20 protein-coding genes are annotated in these 21198 nt (G+C 58.4%); 9 read left to right on the top strand and 11 right to left on the bottom strand.

The genetic code is table 11. The annotated features are described in order from the left end of the window. Nucleotides 1-98: 98 nt before the first annotated feature. Nucleotides 99-980, bottom strand: coding sequence for an SDR family oxidoreductase (locus K3G63_RS02830; RefSeq protein WP_220612571.1), 882 nt, complete (start codon nt 978-980; stop codon nt 99-101). Between the two features lie 45 nt (nt 981-1025). After that, nucleotides 1026-1418 (bottom strand): hypothetical protein, encoded by a 393-nt coding sequence (locus K3G63_RS02825; RefSeq protein ID WP_220612570.1) that lies wholly within the window; start codon nt 1416-1418, stop codon nt 1026-1028. A gap of 101 nt (nt 1419-1519) precedes the next feature. On the opposite strand from K3G63_RS02825, the gene K3G63_RS02820 reads away from it, so the two are divergent. Continuing rightward, nucleotides 1520-2365, top strand: a complete 846-nt coding sequence (locus K3G63_RS02820; RefSeq protein ID WP_220612569.1) for an SDR family NAD(P)-dependent oxidoreductase — start codon at nt 1520-1522, stop codon at nt 2363-2365. A 115-nt stretch (nt 2366-2480) separates the two neighbouring features. On the opposite strand, the gene K3G63_RS22685 is transcribed toward K3G63_RS02820, so the two are convergent. Next, nucleotides 2481-2612: a hypothetical protein gene (locus K3G63_RS22685; protein ID WP_259404241.1), complete on the bottom strand. Its 132-nt coding sequence runs from the start codon at nt 2610-2612 to the stop codon at nt 2481-2483. Between the two features lie 476 nt (nt 2613-3088). Here K3G63_RS22685 and K3G63_RS02815 point away from each other — a divergent pair, with 476 nt between their 5' ends. Next, nucleotides 3089-3346, top strand: a complete 258-nt coding sequence (locus K3G63_RS02815; protein ID WP_220612568.1) for a hypothetical protein — start codon at nt 3089-3091, stop codon at nt 3344-3346. A 32-nt stretch (nt 3347-3378) separates the two neighbouring features. Here K3G63_RS02815 and K3G63_RS02810 read toward each other — a convergent pair whose 3' ends face one another. Together K3G63_RS02810 and K3G63_RS23135 are read right to left on the bottom strand one after the other, a co-directional pair. Beyond that, nucleotides 3379-3603: a plasmid recombination protein gene (locus tag K3G63_RS02810; protein ID WP_220612567.1), complete on the bottom strand. Its 225-nt coding sequence runs from the start codon at nt 3601-3603 to the stop codon at nt 3379-3381. Then, nucleotides 3597-3719, bottom strand: a complete 123-nt coding sequence (locus K3G63_RS23135; protein ID WP_220612566.1) for a plasmid recombination protein — start codon at nt 3717-3719, stop codon at nt 3597-3599. Before K3G63_RS23135 ends, K3G63_RS02810 begins: the two co-directional genes overlap by 7 nt. A 155-nt stretch (nt 3720-3874) precedes the next feature. Between K3G63_RS23135 and K3G63_RS02800 the strand changes: the two genes are divergently transcribed. Both K3G63_RS02800 and K3G63_RS02795 read left to right on the top strand, forming a co-directional pair. Beyond that, nucleotides 3875-5122, top strand: a complete 1248-nt coding sequence (locus K3G63_RS02800; RefSeq protein ID WP_310794552.1) for an NAD(P)/FAD-dependent oxidoreductase — start codon at nt 3875-3877, stop codon at nt 5120-5122. A 241-nt stretch (nt 5123-5363) separates the two neighbouring features. Then, nucleotides 5364-5810 (top strand): PA2169 family four-helix-bundle protein, encoded by a 447-nt coding sequence (locus K3G63_RS02795; RefSeq protein WP_220612565.1) that lies wholly within the window; start codon nt 5364-5366, stop codon nt 5808-5810. Nucleotides 5811-5959: 149 nt separating this feature from the next. Here the strand turns inward: K3G63_RS02795 and K3G63_RS02790 are convergent, their stop codons facing one another. Both K3G63_RS02790 and K3G63_RS02785 read right to left on the bottom strand, forming a co-directional pair. Beyond that, nucleotides 5960-7900 (bottom strand): DEAD/DEAH box helicase, encoded by a 1941-nt coding sequence (locus K3G63_RS02790; protein WP_220612564.1) that lies wholly within the window; start codon nt 7898-7900, stop codon nt 5960-5962. Between the two features lie 417 nt (nt 7901-8317). Continuing rightward, on the bottom strand, nt 8318-8509 hold the full coding sequence (locus K3G63_RS02785) for a cold-shock protein (RefSeq protein WP_110980085.1): 192 nt from the start codon (nt 8507-8509) through the stop codon (nt 8318-8320). 317 nt (nt 8510-8826) lie between these two features. On the opposite strand from K3G63_RS02785, the gene K3G63_RS02780 reads away from it, so the two are divergent. From K3G63_RS02780 to K3G63_RS02765, 4 genes are all read left to right on the top strand, one after another. Beyond that, nucleotides 8827-9246 carry a thioesterase family protein gene (locus K3G63_RS02780; RefSeq protein ID WP_220612563.1) on the top strand — a complete coding sequence of 140 codons (420 nt, stop codon included), beginning with the start codon at nt 8827-8829 and terminating at the stop codon, nt 9244-9246. 71 nt (nt 9247-9317) lie between these two features. Beyond that, nucleotides 9318-10028: a hypothetical protein gene (locus tag K3G63_RS02775; RefSeq protein WP_220612562.1), complete on the top strand. Its 711-nt coding sequence runs from the start codon at nt 9318-9320 to the stop codon at nt 10026-10028. 25 nt (nt 10029-10053) lie between these two features. Beyond that, nucleotides 10054-13479: an exodeoxyribonuclease V subunit beta gene (locus tag K3G63_RS02770; RefSeq protein ID WP_220612561.1), complete on the top strand. Its 3426-nt coding sequence runs from the start codon at nt 10054-10056 to the stop codon at nt 13477-13479. Between the two features lie 184 nt (nt 13480-13663). Next, on the top strand, nt 13664-14926 hold the full coding sequence (locus K3G63_RS02765; protein ID WP_220612560.1) for a TCR/Tet family MFS transporter: 1263 nt from the start codon (nt 13664-13666) through the stop codon (nt 14924-14926). An 81-nt stretch (nt 14927-15007) separates the two neighbouring features. On the opposite strand, the gene K3G63_RS02760 is transcribed toward K3G63_RS02765, so the two are convergent. From K3G63_RS02760 to K3G63_RS02750, 3 genes are all read right to left on the bottom strand, one after another. Beyond that, nucleotides 15008-15511, bottom strand: a complete 504-nt coding sequence (locus tag K3G63_RS02760; RefSeq protein ID WP_220612559.1) for a vitamin K epoxide reductase family protein — start codon at nt 15509-15511, stop codon at nt 15008-15010. Nucleotides 15512-15593: 82 nt separating this feature from the next. Then, nucleotides 15594-16811, bottom strand: coding sequence for a hypothetical protein (locus K3G63_RS02755; protein ID WP_220612558.1), 1218 nt, complete (start codon nt 16809-16811; stop codon nt 15594-15596). Between the two features lie 7 nt (nt 16812-16818). Next, on the bottom strand, nt 16819-17412 hold the full coding sequence (locus K3G63_RS02750; protein WP_220612557.1) for a hypothetical protein: 594 nt from the start codon (nt 17410-17412) through the stop codon (nt 16819-16821). 195 nt (nt 17413-17607) lie between these two features. On the opposite strand from K3G63_RS02750, the gene K3G63_RS02745 reads away from it, so the two are divergent. Further along, nucleotides 17608-20610 carry a PD-(D/E)XK nuclease family protein gene (locus K3G63_RS02745; protein ID WP_259404240.1) on the top strand — a complete coding sequence of 1001 codons (3003 nt, stop codon included), beginning with the start codon at nt 17608-17610 and terminating at the stop codon, nt 20608-20610. Here the strand turns inward: K3G63_RS02745 and K3G63_RS02740 are convergent, their stop codons facing one another. After that, on the bottom strand, nt 20611-21144 hold the full coding sequence (locus tag K3G63_RS02740) for a hypothetical protein (protein ID WP_220612556.1): 534 nt from the start codon (nt 21142-21144) through the stop codon (nt 20611-20613). Between the last annotated feature and the right edge of the window lie 54 nt (nt 21145-21198).

Raw genomic sequence — 21198 nt, 5'->3', positions numbered from 1 at the left:
CCGCAATAAAAAAGCCTCGTGAGAACGAGGCTTTTTTATTGCCGGCCAATATCTGGCAAGTCCGACTGGTCCGTGCTTATTCGTTGTAAAACAAGTTTTTAGCGGCGCATGGTTTTTTCAATGTGGTCCCACATATCCGGGGTTAGAAGTTCGAGCTTGTTGAACTCCCCGGCTCCGTTAAGCCACTCGCCCCCATCGAGGGTTACTACCTCGCCGTTCATGTAGGCCGAGAAGTCAGAAACCATGTAGGCGGCCAGGTTGGCCAGTTCCTGATGATTGCCTACCCGCTTGAGTGGCACGGAAGCCGCCGGGTCGAGCTTGGAAGCCAGGGGCTCGGGAAACAGGCGGCTCCAAGCGCCTTCCGTTGGGAAGGGGCCGGGCGCAATGGCGTTGGAGCGGATACCATACTTGGCCCATTCTACGGCCAGGGAACGGGTAAGCGCCAGCACCCCCGCTTTGGCCGTAGCCGAAGGCACCACGAAGGCCGAGCCCACTGAGGCATAGGTAGTCACGATGTTAAGAATAGTGCCGGGCTTCTTTTCGGCAATCCAGCGCTTGCCAAAGGCCAGGGTGCAATTGTAGGAACCCTTCAGCACGATGTCCACAATCACATCAAAAGCCTTGTGACTGAGGCGCTCCGTGGGGCTGATAAAGTTACCGGCGGCATTGTTGAGCAGCACATCTACCCCGCCAAACGTGTCGATGGTTTTCTGGAGCAGCGCTTCTACTTCATCGTACTTGCGGACGTCGCATTGCACGGCCAGCACGCCCTGGTTGCCCGTCTGCTGGCGCAGCTCCTCGGCGGTTTTTTCGAGCACTTCCAGCTTGCGGGAGCTGATGACTACGTTGGCGCCAAGCTGCAGGAAATAGGTGGTCATGGCGCGGCCGAGGCCCGTGCCGCCGCCCGTTACCACAATGGTTTTGCCCTGCAGGGCGTTGTCGCGCAGCATAGGTTGGGCGTAGGGGTGAGTTGAGGACATAGGGTGAGAAAATTGAAGTGGGAAGATTCTGTTCAGTGATTTTACTTACGGCCGGAATGTACTCAAACTGGTCAGGCGGGTAACGGTACCCTCGGCGACTACCCGGCTACCCTCGCAGTAGTAAAAGCTGGTGCCGGGCCAAAGTTTCGGCTGGTGAAAGGGCCGGGCGGCGGCAAGAAAGATAGGAATCCGTGCGTGTAGCCATGCATCAACGGGCAAAGGCAGCCCATCCCGTAGGGAGTTGCCGGTTCCAGGGTCGAAGAAATCGGGGTACAGCCACATGTAGCGGAGCATGGGTTGGTCATGCGCATAGCAAAAATCCCAGCGGATACCGTTATAAGGAGGCAGCTGCCGCCCACCCTCCTCGGGCCGCAGCAGCCGCACCCGGGCCTCAAAGTCGTCGGCGTAGTCAGAGTAGAGGCGGTACGGAGCGGCCATAGGTAGTATGCTTGCCTACTAGTTGAGGCGCAAGGTAACAGTTTGGCAATTCCTCCCGGCCTTCTTGCCCAGCTCAGATTTTTTGCCACCTTTACCCCCACATGACCGACGCTACTTCTTCCGTCCTTCGCCCTACGGTGGCCGTTCTGGGCTGCGGCTGGCTGGGGTTACCCCTGGCACAGGCTCTGGTCGGGGCTGGCTACCCGGTGCACGGCTCCACCACTACCCCCGGCCAGTTGCTCACTCTGCGCGACGCCGGTATCCGGCCGTTTCTGCTGCGCCTGGCCCCTAGCCTGACTCCTACCGACGCAGATACTCTGCAAGCCTTGCTGCATGGGGTTGATGTGCTGGTGCTGAACGTGCCGCCTACCCGTGCGGCGGGCTCCCCGCAGGCCTACCCCGCGCTGTTACGACCGGTAGCCGAGGCGACCGTGCTGTCCGGCGTCCGGCACGTGCTGCTGGTTAGCTCTACCGGCGTCTATGCCGACGAGCCTCGCCTCATGCAGGAGTCGGACGCGCTGGCGGCCTTTACGGCAGAGGCACCATTACTTCAGGCCGAGGCCTTGTTTCAGCCGCCGTTTCATACGGTAGTGCGCCTAGCCGGACTGATTGGCCCGGGCCGGTCCCCAGGCCGTTTTCTGGCCGGCCGCGCCGGTGTACCACACGGGGAAGCTCCTGTCAACCTGATTCACCTGCAAGACTGCATCAGCCTGCTCACCTGCATTATTGAGCGGAATCTGTGGGGCCACACGTTCAATGCCAGCGCGGCTACCCATCCTACCCGCCGCGCGTTTTACACGGCCGCGGCCACGCGCCTGGGGCTGCAGCCGCCTACCTTTCTGGAAGAAACTACAGGGGGCAAGCAAATTGATTCTTCGCTGATTCGGGAGCTAACCGGCTACCAGTTCCGCCATGAGGATGTAGTGGCCGCGCTGGAGTATTGCTGATACCGATAAGCTACTACGCTTTCTATCAAGGGTGCCCGAAAAAGGCTTTTCCCATAGTGTGAGCTACTAGAAAGCTTCTTCCTTGTCTGATTTTCGTCCCTTAATATAACATACGTTATACACCCCGGCTCGGAATAATGGTGGTTTCTCCTCCCTGCGCGGCTTGGTGCCAGCGTGGTACTTTGACGAGGCGCTTAGTGCTGCGCAGCAGCTGGCCGTAAAAGGAAAGAAGCGTTCCAGCAGTCATTCCCTTATCGCCATGACTCCCACATACAAAGTCCTGATTTGCCAACGCGCCACGGGGCAAGTAATGAATACTGACGCCAAAACGGTGTACTCGCATCCAGCAGATGTAGAGGCAGTAATACCCTATCACTACTTTGATTCCTTGGCGGAGGCCGAGCAGTTTGCTTTGCGGTTGCATCAGCAGGATCCAAGTCTCGAAGTAACGCTGTACGTGGGCGATGACTACCTGAAGATGATTCCGCCTAACGAGTGGAAGGGCCCAATTGTGAGGGATCCAATCGTGCAGCTCCCTAAAAGACTAGGGTTTTGGGGGGTATTCAAACGGTCCAAATAGCAATAGGCCAGTTAAATGCTGCTGCCTACCTTTGCAACGGCCACGCCTCTGCCCTTATGCGCCCAAGATGGACATTGTTACTGCTGCTTGCGCTGGTCAGATGCCGGCCCAAAGACGTAGAAAATGCCTGCCTTGTTGGCACTGTGACGGACCGGCGAACCCAACAGCCGGTAAAGGGGGCCGTGCTATATCTGGAAACGGCCTATTACCGGGGCGGAGACTATGACAGTTACAACGGGTACCGGCACGATACGCTAACCACGGATGCGCAGGGACGTTTTACGACCAGATTCCCGCTGCTGTGTTACCTGGCCATTGAAGTAAAGCAAGCTCGCCAGGACACACTTGTTTACGCCCAGGAAATCAACTCTAAGAGCATCCGCGTGGACATTCGTTTGTAATTTCAAAGGGTGATTTAAGTAGGGCATAGCCTTTACATGCCTACTCCACCGCTGCGGCTGTGCTGCTGTCCAGCCTGGCGGATGCTCTGCTGGGCTACTTGGCGCTGCGGGTTGAGCTCCTTGACCAACCCGTAGAAGCGCTTCACTTTCTGATGCTGAGCCGGGCTGCCCTCCACCCCGCGCTGCAGCCCGAGCGGGGCTACCTTGGCCGCAAAGCTGGTTTGCATGTCGCGCATCTTCTGTCGGTCGTCTAGCATCGCCCGGCAATTGAGCTTGCGGCCGAGTCGATGGGCACGACCGTGGCGTGGATGTGCGGGGTCTGCTCATGGAGGTGCAACATGGCGTTGACCACGTCCTCGGGCGGGTAGGTCATCAGGCTGGACTTGCTGGAGTCACCTGGCTCTTTGCGAATGCCTAAAAATTCGGAACAGAACGCCCGGCGTTGCTGCGCGCTTAGCAACCGACTGCCTCAGCCTCAATCCAGACCTGACTCTTCACTCTCAGTCACCTATACCGTACCTTTGCACCGTGAATGTAGCGAAGAATACAGTGGCGGTGTTGGGAGGTGGCGCAGCCGGCTTTTTTGGGGCCATTGCCTGCGCCGAAGCTAACCCCAGCCTGCGGGTTGTGCTGATTGAGAAAACCTCCAAGCTGCTGAGCAAAGTCCGGATTTCGGGGGGCGGGCGCTGCAACGTTACCCACGCGGCCGAAACGGCTGCTCAACTGGTGCAACACTACCCCCGCGGAGCCAAGCAACTGAAGGAGCCCTTTAAGCAGTTTGGCGCATTAGACACCGTGCGGTGGTTTGAGCAGCGCGGCGTGCGCCTGAAAACGGAACCCGATGGCCGCATGTTTCCCACCACGGATTCGTCGGAAACCATTGCCCGCTGCCTGCTGGATGCCGCCCGGCTTGCCGGAGTAGAGATTCTGCAGCAAACTACCGCCGAGCTTATTGAGCCAGTTGCTACCGGTGGTTTTCAGCTGACGCTAACGGGGGCTCATGCCCAACAGCTGCAGGTAGCGCGTTTGCTGGTGGCTACCGGTGGGGCCCCGAAAGCCGAGCAATACGAGTGGCTGCGGCGACTGGGCCATGCGGTGCAGGAGCCGGTACCCAGCCTGTTCACTTTCAACGTTCCGGAATCACCGCTGCGGGAGTTACCGGGCGTGAGCGTACCCCGGGCCCGCGTACGCGTCAGCGGGGAAAAACTGGAGTATGAAGGACCGGTCCTGGTAACGCACTGGGGCGTGAGTGGCCCAGCTGTGCTCAAGCTTTCGGCCTGGGGTGCCCGCCGTCTGCACGAGTTGCACTATCAAAGCACGGCCCTTATCAATTGGATTCCCGATTACACCGAAGACACTCTGCGCCAATACCTGCTGGAGTTCCGAGAGGTGCACGGCAAAAAGGGGGTAGTCGGCAACCCCCTGTTCGGGCTACCCCAACGGCTCTGGCGTACCCTCGCGGAGCAGGCGGGTATTGGGGCCGAAACACGCTGGAACGAATTGCCCGCCAAACTGCAGAACCGCCTTATTGAAGGATTGCTCCGCACGGCGCTAGCGGTACGGGGCAAAACTACTTACAAGGACGAATTTGTGACCTGCGGGGGCATCGTGCTGGGCGAAGTCAACATGCAAACGATGGAAAGCCGCAAGGTTCCAGGACTGCATTTCGCCGGGGAAGTGCTGGACATTGACGGCATTACCGGCGGCTTCAACTTCCAGGCTGCCTGGACTACGGGCTATCTGGCCGGGAAGGCCATGGCTGAGCTGGTAAAGTAACCTGGCCTCCTAAAGCGCAAAAATTATCCGCTGGCTCCTACCCTTCCACAGAGCAAGGAAAGGGAGAACCGGCCGAAAGCACTGCCCTGAAGCTGGTGGCCCCTGCTCCATTTTGTTCTGGTGCGGGCAGCTCAGGAGGTATACGCAGGTACTAGTTTCGCGCCGGTTGCAACTTCGGGCAAGGTTTGGCAGTAAAGGAAACCATAATTCTTCTTTCCTAAACACCAAATCTACTCTCCTCATGGAAGCCAACGAAACCCAAGCCCTGCTCAAAGAAATTGTTCAAACCCTGAAAGACGGCGAAAAAGGCTACTCCGAAGCCCTCACCGATGTAGAAGATCAGGATCTGAAAGAAGTATTCAAGAAATACGCCGTGCAGCGCGACGGTTATCTTACGGAAATTGAAGACCAGCTGCACCAGCTCAATATCAAGGTGGAAGAGGAAAGCTCTGTAACGGGTACTCTCCACCGGGTCTTTATCAATTTGAAGTCGGCTATTACCAGCAAGAGCCGGGAGAGCATCCTCAACGAATGTGAGCGGGGCGAAGACTACGCCGTGAAAGCCTACCAGACCGCACTTGCGGCGGAAGGTCTGCCCGGCCAGCTAAAGTCCATTCTCGAAAAACAGTTTCAAGGCATTCAGCAAGGCCACGACGAAATCAAGGCCCTGCGCAACGCTTCCAAATAAGCGCATTACTGCTGCCGACTGAGAAATAAGGGTGTATTAGGCCCTCTGTATTCAGTAGGCTGCAACCAAAAAAAGGCCCCTCAGATGAGGGGCCTTTTTTTACTTGTACACTGAGGTAGATAACGCCACATCAGCGTCGGTTTACTTCTCTATTCGTCGAAGCCGCCGTTGTCGCGCTTGCCTTTGTAGCCACCACCGTAGCTGCCGCCACCGCGGTTACCACCGTAGGAGCCACCCTCCCGACGGTCGCCGCCGAAGGAGCCACCGCCCCGGTTGCCGCCGTAGCTGCTACCGCCGCGGTTGCCACCGAAGCCGCCTTCCCGACGCTCGCCGTAGCTGCCACCACCGCGGTTACCGCCGTAGCTACCGCCGCCACGGTTACCGCCGAAGCCGCCTTCGCGACGCTCGCCGCCACCGAAGCCACCTGGGCCGCGACGCGGACGGTCGCCACCGAAACCGCCGCGGTTACCACCCTCTTGCTGGGCATCACCTTCTTGGCGGGGGGTAGCAATGTTGAAGGCTACCGGCCGGCCCTGAATGGTGCTACGACCCAGCTGGTTGATCACCTCTTCAACAAACTCATTCGGCACTTCCACGAAGCTAAACTTATCGTAGAGGGCAATATCACCTACTTTTCCGGCCGTGAGGCTGGTGTTTTCGGCAATCAGGTCCACGATGTCGCGGGGGTGCAGACGGTCCTTTTTGCCCATGGTGACGAACAGGCGCGTGAAGCCGGGGCGGGCAGCACCTTGGGTGCGGCTGGCGTCGAGGCTTTCCTGCGCGCGCTTGTCTTCTTTCATGGTCATTTTCAGCAGGGCGGCGGCTACGTCGAGGGACGTAATACCATCTTCCTGATCCTGATCAATCAGACGCTGTACGCGGGCAATGTACTTGTCGAGGTTGCCCTTCTCAATAACCTCCTTGATGGAGTTGAGCATCACGGTCGTTTTCACTTCCGATACATCCTCGAACGACGGTACGCGCTCCTGCTTAATCGTGGCTTTGGTGAAGCGCATGATGTCGCGGAGCTTGTAGATGTCGCGGCCACTCACGAAGGTGAAGGCTTTGCCCTGACGGCCCGCGCGGCCTGTACGGCCAATACGGTGCACGTAGTATTCTTCGTCGGCGGGCAAGTCGTAGTTTACTACGGCTTCCACGTTATCTACGTCGATACCGCGAGCAGCTACGTCGGTAGCAACCAGAATTTCCAGGGTGCCCTTACGGAACTTGTCCAGGGTGTTCTGGCGCTGCTGCTGGCCCATGTCGCCGTGCAGACCATCGGCGAAATAGCCCTTGGCTTGCAGGTCCGACACGATTTCGTCTACCATGCGCTTCGTGTTAGCGAATACGATGGTCGACTTCAGGTTGTACATATCGAGCAAACGGGTCAGCACGTCCTTTTTCTGGGGGCCGCGTACCTCGTAGTAGCTTTGCTCGATGTTCGTAACGGTCATCTCCTGATGGTTGACCTTCACGATTTGCGGATCCTTCTGGTACTTCTTGGTCAGCTCCATGATCGGCTTGCTCATGGTAGCGGAGAAGAAGACCGTCTGACGCTCCTCGGGCATCTTGGTCAGCACCGTCTCGATATCGTCGCGGAAGCCCATGTCGAGCATTTCGTCGGCCTCATCAAGAATGATCATGCGGCAGTTATCCAGCTTCAGGGTACCGCGCTCCAGGTGGTCCATTACGCGGCCAGGGGTACCAATGACAATCTGCACGCCGCGCTCCAGAGCACGGAACTGGCGGTCGTAGCTGGAGCCGCCGTAAATCGGCACTACCGAGAGGCCCCGCTTGTACTTGCCCAGTTTCTGGATTTCGCCGGAAACCTGCACGGCCAGCTCGCGGGTAGGGCACAGCACCAGGGCCTGCACCTCACGCGAGTCGGTGTTGATTTTTTCGATAGCGGGAATGGAGAAGGCGGCGGTTTTGCCGGTACCCGTCTGGGCCTGGCCAATAACGTCTTTGCCTTCAAGAAGAACCGGAATGGCAGCCGTTTGAATAGGCGAGGCCTCTTCGTAGCCAACTTCCGTAATAGCGCGCTGCATTTCCTCGGAGAGGGGCAGCTCTTCAAATTTTACTTTTTCCATGTCTGTGTTGATGGAGTGGAGACAATAGCTCTGAAAACAGCGGATTCAGCGACGCTCTTCTCTCCCACTCAACAACGACGACAAGTGACGGAAGCAACGGACGGAAGACAAAGCCGGCCCAACAGGTTAACAAGGCAGCTCACAAGCTGCGCGGAACGTGGCCGTTCTCAAATGCGGGTGCAAAGATACGTAGAAATAATCAATATTGTATCACCTCGCGTGTCTTATATAAAGAAAAGAGCAAAGGCCGCCTGCTGACGACTTAAAACGCCCCGGCGAAACGTGCTGCCCCTGGGATAGGCATACGATAGAAGAATAAGGAAAGCTGCCTACCCCCTACTTCGCTGTGGTAGGCCACAAAAAAAGCAGGCTCGTCAGGAGCCTGCTTTTCTAAGCTATCCGGGAAAGGACGCTGGACTAGGCCAGCTTCACTTTCACGGCGTTCGGGCCTTTGCGGCCTTGAGCAATTTCAAATTCCACTTTGTCTTTGTCGCGGATTTCGTCGATGCACTCGGTTACGTGCACGAATACGTCTTCGCCGGTTTCGTCAACTTTGATAAAGCCGAAACCTTTGGTTTCGTTGAAGAATTTTACAGTTCCTGTCTGCATGGTACTGGTGATGATGGATGTTTTTTTAGGAAAGCGCACTCAACTCTGCTTTCCCTCCCTTGCGGAAGTACTCAACAGGACGGTGAAACCGCGTTTTCTTAATCTGCTCAAATATACACGGATATTTTAGATGTAAAATACCTTATGCAAGCTGACCAGCAGAATTCACAAGAATTAACAAAAGACTATATTTACAAATAAATAGCTGAATAACAAGCGTTTATGCAACCATATATAGCATTTATCCCACTCTGAATTAAACAAAACCTTGTACTCAGTTTCTGACGTTTTCCTGCTGGCCTAGTAGCTTTGCCCCTATGGAAACACGCTCTGGGCCTGCTTATCGATTCTCTCGTCTTATCACTGTTCAGCCCGAGGATATCGACGAGCTGGACCACGCCAACAACGTGCAGTACGTGCGCTGGGTGCAGGATACGGCCGGAGCACACTGGCTGACGGCCTACCCCCCGGGCGAGCGGGAACAGTATATCTGGGTGGTGCGGGAGCACCGGGTGCAGTACCGCCACCCTGCCCTGCTGGGCCAGGAGCTGCGCTGCACCACCTGGATTGGCGAAGTGCGTGGGGCCCAATGCCAGCGCTTCGTGCGGATTGAGCGGGCTGCCGATAATAAGCTGCTCTGTGAGGCCGAAACGCAATGGGTGCTGCTGGACCCCGCCACCAAGCGCCCCGTGCGGATTGAGGCGGACGTGGTAGCGCGGCTGTGGGGGCCGGTGTAGGGCAAGTTGCATAGCTCGTCTCTACCTTAGCTGTCACCGTCTACTTCCCGCGCTATTAACCAGCCACCATTATGCGTACGTTCTCTTTACTCCTACTGGCAAGTCTTCTAGCCGGCTGCAACTATGCTAAATCAAACCAACAAGTGCTGGTTTCAGATGATTGCGGTATGGCTTGGAGTAAAATTCCCGCAGGCGCTGCCGTACCCAAAGGCACTATGAATCCGTGCTATATGAAGGTGGTAATTCCTAATTTCCCTATGCAGGGAGACAGTAAATTTATCACTAATCTGAAGGACAGGGTACGCGCATCAGTACATATCGACTACGACTACTCTATTACTGATCCGCTAGCTTTTATTCGGCAAGCTAAGTACTTGGGCAAAGCCAATGCTCACGCAGACAGTAACGAGGCGCTTAGTCCAACCGCTTTTGAAGGAGCTGAGAACATGGTGATTGATAAGCGAATTCGTGACGTGAGTAAAGCGTTGTTCCTTACGGAAGACATTGTGGAGTTAGACCAAGCGGAAATTGAAAACAGCTTACTGGTTCAATCGAATAAAGTGTTGGAGCCACTAGGAGTACATCTCAACTTTATCACGCTCACCTTCGATCTTGATGAGCAAACCCGGCAGGCTATCGATATTTCTACTGCCATGAAGATTTACGAAAGCCGTAACCTGACAGATGTAGGAAAGCAAGTAATGGTTGAACGAGCCGGTGCCACCAAAATAGTGGTCGAAAACCAAGTTCCAGTATTGCCTCCTACTAAAGAGGAAGAATAGACCTCTACCCCGCCTATCTCCCCCAATGCCCGCCACCTTCCGCATTTACTCCTCTTCCGCCGGCTCCGGCAAAACGTATCAGCTTACGAAGGAATACCTGAAGCTGGCCCTGGGCACCGACGACGCCTCGTACTTCAAGCGTATTCTGGCCATTACGTTTACCAACGACGCGGCGGGCGAGATGAAGGAGCGCATCATCGGGGCGCTGCGGCGGTTTGCCCAGCTGCCGGAAGGTGAAACCGACGCACTACTGACGGAAATTGCCGCGGAGCTGGCCGCCGAAGGACAACTGGCCTACCTGCCTATCCTGGAGGAACAACAACGGGTGTTGCGGGAGCGGGCGGCGCGCACGTTCCGGCTGGTGCTCTACCACTACGCCGATTTTGCCGTCAGTACCATCGACTCTTTCGTGCAGCGCATCGTGACGGCGTTTACCCGGGAGCTGGGGTTGCCGGCTACGTTTGAGGTGGAGCTAGATAGCGCCACTGTACTACAAAGTGCTGTGGCCTTACTGCTGGACCGCGTGAACCGGGACCCGAACGCCAAGCTACTCTCCCGCACCATTTCCGACTTTGCCCTTACTAAAGCCGAGGAGGGCCGCAGTTGGAATAACTTGCCCGAGGAATTGGTCGATTTTGGGCAGTTTCTGCTCAGCGAGCCGGTACACGAGGCCGTAGATCAGCTGCAGAAGCTCAGCATGCAGGACTACCGCCGCCTGCACGAGGCCCTGCGCCAGCGCAAAGCCGAAATTGAAGACGCTTTCCGGCAGGTAGCGCAGGTAGCGCAGGAGGCCGTGGACACCGCCGGCGTGACCGACTCAGACCTCTACCAGGGCCGCAGCGGCCTGCTGGGCTACCTCACCAAATGGGAGGAACGCCTGCAGCCCGATAAGGAGGCCAACTCCTACGTGCGCGCCACCGTGGAGCAAGACAAGTGGTACAGCGGCAAGGTGAAAACGGCCGCCGATAAAGCCCGCGTAGATGCCGTGAAACCTGCTTTGCTGGCTGCCTACGAGTTGGTGGAAAAGCTGCGTGCTACCCTGCTGCCCGATTATTTGCTGGTGACGGGCATGCTCCCCTATCTGTTTCAAGTAAGCCTGCTGAGTGAGCTAAGCAAATCCGTGGACCAGTTGAGCCGCGACCGGGGGGTAGTGTTGATTGCCGAGTTTAACCGCCGCATTGCCCAGATTGTGCTGCGCGAGCCGGTGCCTTTCCTCTACGAGCGCATGGGCGAGCGGTACCAGCACTTGCTGATTGATGAGTTTCAGGACACGTCGGTACTGCAGTGGAACAACTTGCTGCCGCTGGTGGAAAACGCCGTGGCCGGTGGCAACCTCAGCCTGGCCGTGGGCGACGCCAAGCAGGCCATTTACCGCTGGCGCGGCGGCGAGATGGAGCAGATTCTGCGCCTTCACCAGAACCAAACCGAGCACCTGTATAATAAGGCCGCCGACGAGGAGCTGCGCGAGCTGCTGGCCGACCGCTACATCACGCTGGATCAAACGCTGGAGTCAGCCCACCTCAACACGAATTTCCGTTCGGCCCCGGCCATCATCGACTTCAATAACCGCTTCTTCAGCCAGATTAGCGCCACGCACGCCTCGTTGCCCCTGGTGCAGGGGATTTATGATGCCGACTTTGTGCAGCGGGAGCCTGGCGGCATCCACGTTCAGGCGGCCGCTGGCCACGTAGAGCTACTGTTCACCGAGGATGACGCCCCGGCTTGCCGCTACGATGCCGCTCTTGGCACTTACACCCCGGAAGTGCTGCCGGGCTACGTAACCGGCCAGACGCTGGACTACAACGAAAGCACGCTGTATCTGACGCTGCAACTGGTGGAAAAGGCGCTGGCCGATGGCTTCCGGTTGCAGGACGTGGCCGTGCTCTGCCGCCGCCGCGACCAAAGCCGCCGGGTAGCGAAATTTCTGAAAGAGCGAGGCTATGATATTATTTCCGCCGACTCATTGTCGCTGGAGTTTGCGGAGGTAGTAAACCTGCTGGTGGCGTTGTTCCGGGTGCTCAACCAGCCGGCCGATACGCTGGCCCGGGCCGAAGCCTTGCTGCTGATTGACCGGGTAGTGCGCCACCAGGACCCTACCCCGGAGCGGGCCCGGCGCTGGTCGGAGCTGGCGAATGATGAGTCGGCAGGGCCTTTCTTCGACGAGCTGCGGGAACTGGGCTACGATGTGCAGGAACAGCAAACCGGAAATCTGGGCCTCTACGAGCTAACGGAGCGCCTCATCGGCCTATTTGGGCTGCTGCACCGGGCCGCAGAGCAGGAATACTTGTTCCGGTTTCTGGACCTGACCCTGGACTACAGCCTGCGCTACGGCAACAACCTCAACAACTTCCTGACCTACTGGGACCAGAAGAAAAGCGCCCTGAGCATCAACGCCCCCGCCGGCCGCGACGCCATTACCATTACCACCGTGCACAAAGCCAAAGGGCTGGCCTACGGGATGGTAATCGTGCCGTTTGCCGATTGGTCGCTCAGGCCCTACATGGGCACGCTGCTATGGGGCCGCCTCCCTGATGCGGCGACCAAGCCCCTACCCCAGATGCCCGGCGTAGCCGTGCTGCCCCAAACGCAGGCCCTGTTGCACACGCCCCTGGCCGCCCAGTACACCGAGGAGCTGGAAAAGACTTTTCTGGAGGGGCTGAACATGCTCTACGTGGCTTTCACCCGCCCCCGGCACCGCCTGTATGCCATCAGCCGCAAGCCCAGGCCTACCAAAGCCCCCAAGGACGTCGATACTACTACCCCCTCTGAGCCAGCCAAAACCGTAGCGGAGCTCCTGCACCGCTACCTAGTGAGCACCACGCAATGGGACGACGAGCAGATGGCCTATGTGCTGGCCGATGCCCGGGGGTATGTGCCCCCGCTGCGCCGGACCGAAGCTACCACCGACCACAACCTGCCCCTGCACAACCTGGCCAGTACGCCCTGGGAAGAGCGGTTGCGCCTAAAGCGCCACGCCAATACCGTCTTCGACTTCGATGACCAGCAGGCCCAGCGCGAGTGGAACCGTAAGCTGCACTACGCCCTGCGCCGGGTAAAGCGCGCCACGGAGGTAGACCGGGTAGCGGCCCAGTTGGTGGCCGAAGGGCTGGTAAGCACCCGCGAGCGGCCCGAACTGCTGCGCCGCCTGCACGAGGTCACCGAACACCCGCTTATGGCCCACTACTTCAGTGCCCAGGTGGAAGCCGAGGCGGAGCGCGAAATTCTGGTGGGCGGTACCCGCAAGCAGGACTACAAACCCGACCGCATCGTGTTTGAAACGACTACCGGAGCCGGCCGCCGCGTTACGCTCATCGACTTTAAAGTTCCTCCGCCCGAGCCGCACCACCGCCAGCCTCTGCAGCGCTACGCCCAGCTATTCCGGCAACTTGGCTTCGAGGAGGTGCGTTGCGTGCTCTACTACTTTGATACGCAGGAAGTTCTCCTATTCTAGCCCGTAACCGCCCTGCTTGCTGTAGCGGCGACTGGTGGCCGTTCGGTTGCCTGGGGTAGCACAGAAGAAATAAGCCCAGGTTGCCCGAGTGGACGATGCCCCGTCTATCTTTACCCGGTATTGACGGGGGCATACGCGGGTGTAGAGCCCGGGCAGCCCACCTAATTCGCTTAACTCCGTGATTATGGCTGCACCACGTAAGGCCGCGCTGGGCTTTATTTTCCTGACACTGCTGCTCGATGTCACGGGCATTGGCATTATTGTGCCCGTAGTGCCCGCCTTGATTCGCCACCTTACGGGGGGTAGCGTCAGTGAGGCGGCACGGGTGGGCGGCTGGCTGGTGTTTGCTTTTGCCGTGATGCAGTTTCTGTTTTCACCGGTGTTGGGCAACCTCTCCGACCGGTTTGGCCGGCGCCCCGTGCTGCTGCTTTCTCTGCTGGGCTTTGGGCTAGACTACCTTCTGGTGGCCTTTGCTCCAAACATTGGGTGGCTGTTTGCCGGCCGGCTAATTGCCGGCGTAATGGGGGCCAGCTTCACAACCGCTTCGGCCTATATTGCCGACATTTCGGCGCCGGAAGAGCGGGCTCAGAACTTTGGTATGGTGGGGGCGGCCTTCGGGCTGGGGTTCATTCTGGGGCCGCTGGTAGGCGGCGTACTGGGCAAGTACGGCCACCAGGTTCCGTTTCTGGCCGCTGCCGGCCTTACGCTGCTTAATGTGCTCTACGGGTATTTTGTGCTGCCCGAGTCGCTACCCCTGGATAAGCGCCGGACGTTTGAGTGGTCCCGGGCGAATCCTATCGGCTCCTTGAAATTGCTGCGGCGCTACCCCGTCATTACCGGGCTGGTGGCTTCTTTGCTGCTTACTTACGTAGCGGCCCACGCCACGCAGTCTACGTGGTCGTACTACGTGATTGAGAAATTCAAGTGGGATGAAGCCTGGGTAGGCTACTCTTTGGCCGCGCTGGGCTTGCTGGTAGCCGTGGTACAGGGCCTGCTGATCCGGCGCATCAACCCGCTGCTGGGTCCTAAACGCTCGGTGTTTCTGGGCATGTTGCTGTACGCGGTGGGCTTCGTGCTGTTTGCCTTTGCTTCCAAGGGCTGGATGATGTTCGCCTTCCTGGTGCCCTACTGCCTGGGAGGTATTGCGGGCCCGGCCCTGCAAGGCATTATTTCCGGCCAGGTCCCGCCTAACGAGCAGGGCGAACTGCAAGGAGCCCTCACCAGCCTGATGAGCGTAACCTCCATTGTAGGCCCGCCCCTCATGACCAACCTATTTTCGTACTACACAGGCCCCAAGGCCCCCATTTACTTCCCGGGCGCCCCCTTTGTGCTGGGGGCAGTGCTGATTCTGGTAAGCTTGCTGCTGCTTACCCGCTCCCTAGCTTCCTACGTAGTACCGGCCCCGCAAGAAGCCCCGACCGAACCCCTGGTTGGCGCGGGTCATTAAGAGAAGGCTACCTGCGGCCAATACGAAAGAGGCCCGCGCTACAGTAGCGCGGGCCTCTTTCGTATTGAACTAAGTATGCCGTTACCGGCGAGCCAGCAGGGTTTTCACGCCTTTTATAGCTTCGGGCAGCGCCAGGGCCAGAGAGGCAAATGAAGCCACTGTAGCTACCTGGCAGTAAAAGCACAATGCCTTGTTTTCCTGCCACTCCTCCTGGCCCAGCTTCACGGTAGTCAGTGAGTCGAACAGCGTTTTAACGCCCATAGCTACCGGCAGCAGAGGTTGCTTGCTGGCACGGTGTAGCCCACCGGCGCCGGCCAGGCTGGCCGTGAGGCCATACGTCACAATCATGGGCAGGGCGTCGGGCGTGTCCAGGCGCTTGTAGGCGTAGTCCGAGGCATCTACCTTATCAGAATCGAACGGGCCCACGGGTGGGTCGGGCAGGTGCTTGATGATGCCGGTTTGGTAGAGGCTCACGATTTGGCCCGCGGCCACGCCAAGCATCGAAAGGCCAATAATCCAGCGGCGGCGCTTGAGGTCGGCGCTCTGGCCGTGCCGAAGTTCAAGGCTGAGTTGGGTAGGATCCATTAGAAAAGAATAGCAGGTGGTTGATTTCTGCTAAGGGGTACGTGTTTCGGAGGGGGTAGGGTTAAGGAGGAGCTTTCCACCCCTACCCTTCTAGTGGCAGCCGGCGGTAGCGAATCCGCTCCGGCCGGCTTTTATCCACATAGAATTCATACTGGCTGCCAGCAGTAAGCACAAAGCGTACCTCCGAAAGCTTGCGGGGCGAGCGAAACCGACTCATCTGCCGGAACTTTACTTCTCGGGTAGCCGTCGGATTTTTCTTGTCTATCAGCTGCAGGCCTCGCTCCTCATCCAAGAGGTAGTAGGTGTCGGTGGTAGGCACATAGGCGCGAGGTACGGTGTAGCCCAGGCCCTCAGAAAATCCTTGGTAGCGAAATTGCGCCAGCTTCATTCCCTCAAAGTTGAGCACAAAAGCATTGGGCTGATTCTGCATACGCGGGGGCACTTTCCACTCCATGCTTTCGGCGTGGCCGGCGCTGTCATAGGTCACGGCATACTCCCCGTACTGGTAGATGGTCAGTAACGTGCTGTCGGAAAGAAACCGGGCCAGGGCTAAATCGGCGTGGGGCTTCTGCAGCGGAAGTGGCGGCCGGCCAACCCGCAGCAGCCTGTCACAGGTAAGAAAGGCGGCGCCTCCCGGGGCCGGCAGCGGGGCGCAGTCGGCGCGGCCTTCTCCGAACTGGTTACCAAAGGATAGCTCTCGTACCTGCCCTCTCAGATCCAGCATGTAAAACACATAGGTGCCCACATCACTATCCGGAATACCTAGTAGCTGCCAGAAAGCTAAGCCCCCCATGTTGGGGTAGTAGCCCAGAAACTGCGGGGGAGCCGGCAGACTTACCACTACCTCATCCGGGGGAGCTACTGCATAGAAATCGGGCTTGTGAAACTCTTTCCGCAGCACGGTGCGCCCAGCAGCATCCTGTAACTGAATCAGATAGCGCCCGGCCGGACCTTGTACCACTTCAGGCTCCGGAGCGCTGCTGTCGGCTGCATATGCCTCGCCTGTTCGCCCACTTACCTTCACGCGCAGCATGTGCGCCGAGTCGGCCGTGGCGCTCAGGCGCAGGCGGTACAGCTTCCCATCAATTTGGAAGGTAGTATCCGTGGCAGCCTTTTCGGGAAGTCCCTTACCCATCCAGTCTACCGTATCGGGCGCCCGCGGAGCAGGAAGTACCACAGCTGGTTGCATCGAATCGGGCACCGGGGGCGGGGTAGTACCCTGTTCGGTAGGCGTTGAGGGTTGGCAGGAGGCAGCAAGTGCCAGGCTTATAAACAAAAAGCGCCACCAGGAGTGAGGCATAAAGATTTTACTGAATGATAGAAGAAGATAAGAAGGCATCTTCGATGCCTGCTACTTGAAACTGCATGACCGCCCCATCAGCATCCTGGCCGTTAAACAGACCGTGTTCGGCGTAATCCGCAGATAAGTAGAAGCCACCTACCTCTTCTAGTTTATGCAAACTTAGGGTAGCAAATTCCAGATAGACCAACCACGAGGTTCCGGCCGATGACTGATTGATAGTAGGCTCAAATAGTTGGAGGAATATACCGTCAGGCCATTCCCGACACAACGCCCCCACCAGCTGCCCGTGCAAGCCAGGAATTTCAGGAGTTGTAATCAGCCGGCTGATTCCTGGTGAGTAGGGCCCCAAAGCATCGAGATACCACTCCGAAAAGGCCTCTCCTACTTCCTCTTCTAAGTCTACATCCACGCTGCTCAGGGTGAGCTGCTCCTTACTAAATAAATCCTGCGGAGCTGGCTTTGTTGCCGAAGGTGAGGTAGTTGTTTCTGACAGGCCCAGCACCTTTTTCACCCCCTCTAGCAGCCACACAAACCCTCCAACCATCACGCTTACCGCTCCCACCACGAGAAGCACCGGTATTCCAAGGGCTACTGCCAAGACTATGTGTAGCACACGCTCCACCCTACTCTCTGCAGTTGCCGCAGGCAGAGTAGCGGGTAGAATGCTCGTTTTCTGAACGCTGAATTTCACGTGTATAACTGCCCGAAGGCCCTAGTACTTACCCGACGAAGGTAGCAACTGGCCGCTGCAAGGAAACGCTTTCTGCTCTGGTCAGCGTTACCTTTACACTGTATGATTACCGCCCCTGCTTCCCCTACCCTCGCCCCGCTCACCAACCGGCCCGATACTACCCCCTTCCTCACGCGCATGGCCCGGGAACTGGTGGCGAAGTACGGCCCCTCGGGCGACTTGTCGGATTTGGTGGTGGTGGTGCCCACGCGGCGGGCGGTAGTGTATTTGCAAAACGAGCTGAGCTTGGCCGCCGAGGCCGGGCAGGCCGTGTGGAGCCCGCGCATTGCGGCCATGGAAGACTACATGGTGGAGCTGGCCGGCGTGCAGGTAGAGGAGCCCATTGCCCTGCAGCTGCTGCTGTTCGAGATTCTGCGCGACATCGACCCCAAGCTGGATTTCGACCAGTTTGTGGGCTGGTCGGGGCTGCTGCTTCAGGACTTTTCCAGCCTCGACCAGAACCTGGCCTCGCCCAAAAAGGTGTTTGAGTACCTAAGCCAGGCCAAGGCCCTGGAGCGCTGGGAGCTGGGCGCCGAGCCTTCGCCCCAGAGCACCACGGCGGCCTACTTCCGCTTCTGGGACGACCTGGAGAAGGTGTACCGCCGCCTGCGCCGCCGCATGGAGCAAACCCACCTGGCCTACCCCGGCCTGGCCTACCGCTTGGCCGTGAACCGGGTGCAGGACCGCCTGGAGAAGGACGAAGTGCTACCTCAGCACATCTTTATTGGGTTAGGCTTGCTGTCGAAGGCAGAGGAGAAGCTGATCCGGCTGCTGCGCAAGGCGCGGCGGGCGGAGGTATTCTTCGATGCCGATGCCTTTTACCTGGAACGTGGCTCGCCCAACCGCGCCGGCCAGCACCTGCGCGAGTATCAGGAGCTGTTCGATTTGCCGTGGGAAAACTTTGGCGGTCCGGCCGAGCTGCTGCGCGGGCTGCCGCGGGAGGTGCGTTTCGTGGGCGTGGCCAACGCCTCCATGCAGGGCAAAGTGGCCGGGCAGCTGCTGGCCGAGTCCCGAAGGTTGAACCCCAGCGCCAAGGTAGCGGTGGTACTGCCCGACGAAACCCTGCTGCTGCCCGTGCTCCACGGCCTACCCCTGGGTGCCGTGCCGGAGTACAACGTCACGATGGGCCTCAATTTTCAGAGCACGCCCCTGTTTAACCTGGTGGATTTGCTGTTTGAGGTGCACCTGACTGGGGTGCGGGAAGGCTCGCCGGAAACCGGCTACGGGGTCCCGCGCTACCATCACCTGGCCGTGAGCAAGCTGCTGCAGCACCCCTTTTTGCGCCGCTACCAGCACTGGCTCGATAAGCAGGAAGACACCCGCCACCACGGCCTGCTCGACCACGTCTGCCGGGCCATTGTGAAGCGCCACGCCGTGCTGCTGCCGGCCGAAGAGCTGGTAGAGCTGGGCCGCGGCCACGAGCTGCTGCGGGCCCTGTTTGCTACCTGGAACAACTGCGACGACATCATTGCCGCTTGCTATACGCTTATCAACCTGCTTAAGCAGGCCTACCAAGACCAGCATTCGGCCATTGAGGCGGAATACCTCTACCTCTTCTTCACCCTGGTAAAGCGGCTCGATTCGGTGTTTGATTGCCGGGAGCAGCGGCTGTCGGTGCGCTCGTTCCGGCGGTTTCTCTATGAGCAGATGAAGGCCACCCGCCTACCCTTCAGTGGGGAGCCAATTGCCGATGTGCAGGTGATGGGTCTGCTGGAAACCCGCGCCCTCGACTTCGACCACATTATCATTCTGAGCTGCAACGAGAACGTGCTGCCGGCCCCCAAGCGCCACAGCTCCCTGTTCCCCTACGACGTGCTGACCACGTTCCAGCTCCCCACCTACGCCGACCATGAATCGGCCACGGCCCACCAGTTCTGGCGCCTGCTGCAACGGGCGCGGCAAATTGATTTGCTGCACATTCTGCCCGGGGCCGAGGGCACCCGCACCGGGGAGCGAAGCCGCTTTCTGCTCCAGATTGAAAACGATTTGGCCGTGCAGAACCCAGGCCTCGTGCTGCGTGACCTCACCGTGACCTCGCCCGAACCGGAGCAAGCCCTACCCCCCACGCACGCCGGAGCCTCCGCCCTGGAAGCCTCCGATGAAACCACCGACCTGGTGCTGGAGAAAGACACCGGCATGCTGCTGGCCCTGCGCGAGGTGCTGACCAAGGGCCTCTCGCCCACCGCCCTGAACCAGTACCTGAACTGTTCTTTACAGTTCTATTTTCAGCGTGTTGCCCGGTTTAGAGAAAACGATGAGGTAGAAGAAGCCCTCGGCCCCGATGGCTTCGGCACAGTCGTGCACGAGGCGCTGGAGGAGCTGCTAGGCCCATTTCAGCTGAACAAGCAGCCCGTTACGGCCCCGGATATTCCGGGCCTGGTGAAACTGGCGCCTATTATGGTAGCCAAGGCCTTACGCCGAGAGGAAGAGGGCCGCCATGCCCGCGCCGATGAGGGGCTCAACCACGTGTTGGGGCAAGTGGCCAGCCAGCTCGTACGCCGCTACCTCGAAAGCCTGCTCGAACAACCCGATGCGCTGCCCTTGCTCATCCAAAGCCAGGAAGAAGCCCTGCAAACCACCGTGTACGTGCCCTTGCCCACTGGCGAAAAGTTACCCGTAAGCCTAGTAGGCTTTGCCGACCGCGTGGACCAGCTGCCCGACGGCCGCCTGCGGGTAGTCGACTACAAAACCGGCATGGTGGAGAAGTACAATCTGCAGCTGCTCAAGCGCGGCGAAGGCCCCGCCGATGCCGTGCAGCGCCTGCTCCAGGATGCTACTCCCGCCGCCGACAAAGTGCGTCAGCTCTGGCTCTACCGCTTTCTGCTGGCCCAGGGCGGCCGCCCCGCCGCCGACGCCGCCATCATTTCCCTGCGCAACCTCGGGGCCGGCCCCATGTCGGCCGACATGAGCTTCCTCACCGCCGACGGACAGGATTTCGTGCAGCACAGCGAGCGGCTCCTGAGCCAGCTCGTTAACCGCATCCTCGACCCTCAGGAGCCCATCCGCAAAACCGACGACCTGGATAAGTGCCAGTACTGCCCCTACAAAGGCATTTGCGCCCGGTAATTATAAACTGAATTGCTGGTATCGCCGATGCCACTCTCGCCAAAATGCTACGTACCCGGCAGCATCGTTTGGGTCCGTGGGCAGTAGCTTAGGCTCACTACTTTGATAGAAGGCGTATACCTTATCGGCAAATTGTAGCACGGCTTCCTGATATTCTACAGTAGATACCACTACACTTTCTTCCCCGGGCGGAGTTAGCTGCACACCTTCCGGGATATGCTCTACCGTCCAATCAACTCCGTTGGGGCAGCCAAATACCAGTACGTCGTCTGATTCAGCAACGGGCCACATAGTAAAGCCGCAACAGGGCAGCAGTTGGTCACCGACGGAAGCAGCGACCGTGTGATTTTGGGTAATTGTGCGCAGCAAAAACAGCGCAGCAGCACTCACCGTCCACTTGCCCTTTTTAGAGTCTGATAAAATAGTAGAACCTATGCGTACCAGTACGTTACCATGCGCGCAGAGGTCTTCTTTTTCATCTGTATTTTCTAACCAATCAATTGTAAGTAACTCCAATTCAAACTGTTTTTTCATAACTGACCTGCTTTATACACCGGTAAAAATACCTTTGCTTTTTCTCTTACCTAT

This window comes from Hymenobacter sp. HSC-4F20 (genome assembly GCF_019599275.1).
Classification (GTDB): Bacteria; Bacteroidota; Bacteroidia; order Cytophagales; family Hymenobacteraceae; genus Hymenobacter.
Note: the sequence above shows the minus strand (reverse complement) of the source record. Positions and strands in the feature narration are given on the sequence as shown.

Excerpts from the sequence above, each read along its gene's own strand:
- K3G63_RS02780 (WP_220612563.1), top strand. The coding sequence starts at position 8,827 with ATGGAAACACGCTCTGGGCCTGCTTATCGATTCTCTCGTCTTATCACT.
- K3G63_RS02825 (WP_220612570.1), bottom strand. The coding sequence starts at position 1,418 with ATGGCCGCTCCGTACCGCCTCTACTCTGACTACGCCGACGACTTTGAG.
- K3G63_RS02790 (WP_220612564.1), bottom strand. The coding sequence starts at position 7,900 with ATGGAAAAAGTAAAATTTGAAGAGCTGCCCCTCTCCGAGGAAATGCAG.
- K3G63_RS02820 (WP_220612569.1), top strand. The coding sequence starts at position 1,520 with ATGACCGACGCTACTTCTTCCGTCCTTCGCCCTACGGTGGCCGTTCTG.
- K3G63_RS02770 (WP_220612561.1), top strand. The coding sequence starts at position 10,054 with ATGCCCGCCACCTTCCGCATTTACTCCTCTTCCGCCGGCTCCGGCAAA.
- K3G63_RS02760 (WP_220612559.1), bottom strand. The coding sequence starts at position 15,511 with ATGGATCCTACCCAACTCAGCCTTGAACTTCGGCACGGCCAGAGCGCC.
- K3G63_RS02830 (WP_220612571.1), bottom strand. The coding sequence starts at position 980 with ATGTCCTCAACTCACCCCTACGCCCAACCTATGCTGCGCGACAACGCC.
- K3G63_RS02785 (WP_110980085.1), bottom strand. The coding sequence starts at position 8,509 with ATGCAGACAGGAACTGTAAAATTCTTCAACGAAACCAAAGGTTTCGGC.
- K3G63_RS02740 (WP_220612556.1), bottom strand. The coding sequence starts at position 21,144 with ATGAAAAAACAGTTTGAATTGGAGTTACTTACAATTGATTGGTTAGAA.
- K3G63_RS02775 (WP_220612562.1), top strand. The coding sequence starts at position 9,318 with ATGCGTACGTTCTCTTTACTCCTACTGGCAAGTCTTCTAGCCGGCTGC.
- K3G63_RS02795 (WP_220612565.1), top strand. The coding sequence starts at position 5,364 with ATGGAAGCCAACGAAACCCAAGCCCTGCTCAAAGAAATTGTTCAAACC.
- K3G63_RS23135 (WP_220612566.1), bottom strand. The coding sequence starts at position 3,719 with ATGACCTACCCGCCCGAGGACGTGGTCAACGCCATGTTGCACCTCCAT.
- K3G63_RS02755 (WP_220612558.1), bottom strand. The coding sequence starts at position 16,811 with ATGCCTCACTCCTGGTGGCGCTTTTTGTTTATAAGCCTGGCACTTGCT.
- K3G63_RS22685 (WP_259404241.1), bottom strand. The coding sequence starts at position 2,612 with ATGACTGCTGGAACGCTTCTTTCCTTTTACGGCCAGCTGCTGCGCAGC.
- K3G63_RS02765 (WP_220612560.1), top strand. The coding sequence starts at position 13,664 with ATGGCTGCACCACGTAAGGCCGCGCTGGGCTTTATTTTCCTGACACTG.
- K3G63_RS02745 (WP_259404240.1), top strand. The coding sequence starts at position 17,608 with ATGATTACCGCCCCTGCTTCCCCTACCCTCGCCCCGCTCACCAACCGG.
- K3G63_RS02810 (WP_220612567.1), bottom strand. The coding sequence starts at position 3,603 with ATGCTAGACGACCGACAGAAGATGCGCGACATGCAAACCAGCTTTGCG.